Source organism: Micromonospora sp. NPDC049240, assembly GCF_040647835.1.
Lineage (GTDB): Bacteria > Actinomycetota > Actinomycetes > Mycobacteriales > Micromonosporaceae > Micromonospora.
In genome coordinates, this window is record NZ_JBEZCX010000055.1 from 1 (window position 1) to 1,717 (window position 1,717).

Consider the following 1,717-nt stretch of genomic DNA (forward strand, 5'->3'; position numbering starts at 1 on the left):
TCCGTCGCAGCTTCCTGGCCGTGACCGGTGGGGAGGGGGTGGATGTGGTGCTCAACGCCTTGGCCGGGGAGTTCGTGGACGCGTCGCTGGACCTGTTGCCTCGTGGTGGCCGGTTCGTGGAGATGGGTAAGACCGATGTGCGGGACCCGGCCCGGGTCGTCGCGGATCACACCGGGGTGGTGTATCAGGCGTTTGACCTGTCCGAGGCCGGCGCTGACCGGATCGGCCAGATGCTGGCCGAGATCCTGGACATGTTCGCTGCGGAGGTCCTGCAGCCGCTGCCGGTGAACGTGTTCGCGGCGACTCACGCGGTGCAGGCCTTGCGTTATCTGCAGGCGGCCCGTCATGTGGGCAAGGTGGTGCTGCGGCTACCGGCCGGTCTGGACGCGGGTGGCACGGTGGTGATCACTGGTGGGACCGGGGTGTTGGGTGGGTTGGTGGCCCGGCATCTGGTCACCACGCACGGAGTCAGGCACCTGTTGCTGTTGTCCCGGCGCGGCCCGGCTGCGGCCGGGGCGGCGGAGTTGGTCGGTGAGCTGACCGGGTTGGGCGCACGGGTGCGGGTGGCGGCGTGTGATGTCGCTGACCGGAACGCTCTGGCTGAGGTGTTGGCGGGGGTGCCGGTCGAGCATCCGGTGGTCGGGGTGGTGCACACCGCCGCAGTCCTCGACGACGGGGTGATTGAGGCGTTGACGCCGCAGCGGCTGGAGACCGTGCTGCGGGCCAAGGCGGATGCGGCATGGTGGTTGCATGAGCTGACCCGGGATGCGGATCTCGGGTTGTTCGTGGTGTATTCGTCGGCGGCGGCCACGCTCGGGTCACCGGGGCAGGGTAACTATGCCGCGGCGAACGCGGTCCTGGATGCCTTGGCGCTGCGGCGGCAGGCCGCGGGTCTGGTCGGGCAGTCGTTGGCGTGGGGGCTGTGGGCCCAGCAGTCAGCGATGACCGGGCATCTCGACGAGGTCGACCTGGACCGGATGCGACGCGCCGGCATCCTTCCCCTCTCCTCCGAGCAGGGCTTGGCGCTGTTCGACACGGCAGTACGTACTGACCAGCCGCAGCTGGTGCCGATGCGGGTGGACCTGCCTGCGCTGCGTCGTACCGGGGCCGGTGGCGTGCCACCGTTGTGGCGGACATTGGCCGGCGGCTCCGCTCGCAGGGCCGCGTCCACCGCTGACGCGCCGGTGGATCTGGCCACCAGGCTGGCCACTATGGGGGTCGAGGAACGCCAGCGGGCGGTTCTGGAGTTGGTGCGGGCACAGGCCGCGGTTGTGCTCGGCCATGCCGGCCCCGCGGCGGTTGATCCGGGCAGCGCGTTCCGTGAGCTCGGTTTCGACTCGTTGACTGCAGTGGAACTGCGTAACCGGTTGGCTGCCGCGACTGGGTTGTCGCTGCCGGCCACGCTGGTCTTCGACTATCCGACACCGGTGGTGTTGGCCGGGTTCGTGTTGACGGAACTGCTTGGTGAGCAGTCCGATGTTCTTACGCCGGTGGTGGTCGGTGCGGGTGTTGATGAGCCGGTGGCGATTGTGGGGATGGGGTGTCGGTATCCGGGTGGGGTGGGTGACCCGGACGGGTTCTGGCGGTTGCTGGTCGAGGGTGTTGACGCGGTGGGTGGGTTTCCCGTGGATCGGGGTTGGGATGTGGGGTCGTCAGATGACCCGGATCCGGCGGGGTCGGGGACCAGTTATGTCCGGGAGGGTGGGTTCCTGACTGA

The 1,717-nt window shown here is 69.0% G+C and carries 1 protein-coding gene; it reads left to right on the forward strand.

Annotated elements, in window-relative coordinates:
* Positions 1 to 20: 20 nt before the first annotated feature.
* A partial coding sequence (locus tag AB0B02_RS31855; protein ID WP_357306813.1) for an SDR family NAD(P)-dependent oxidoreductase occupies positions 21 to 1,717 on the forward strand: 1,697 nt, incomplete at its 3' end.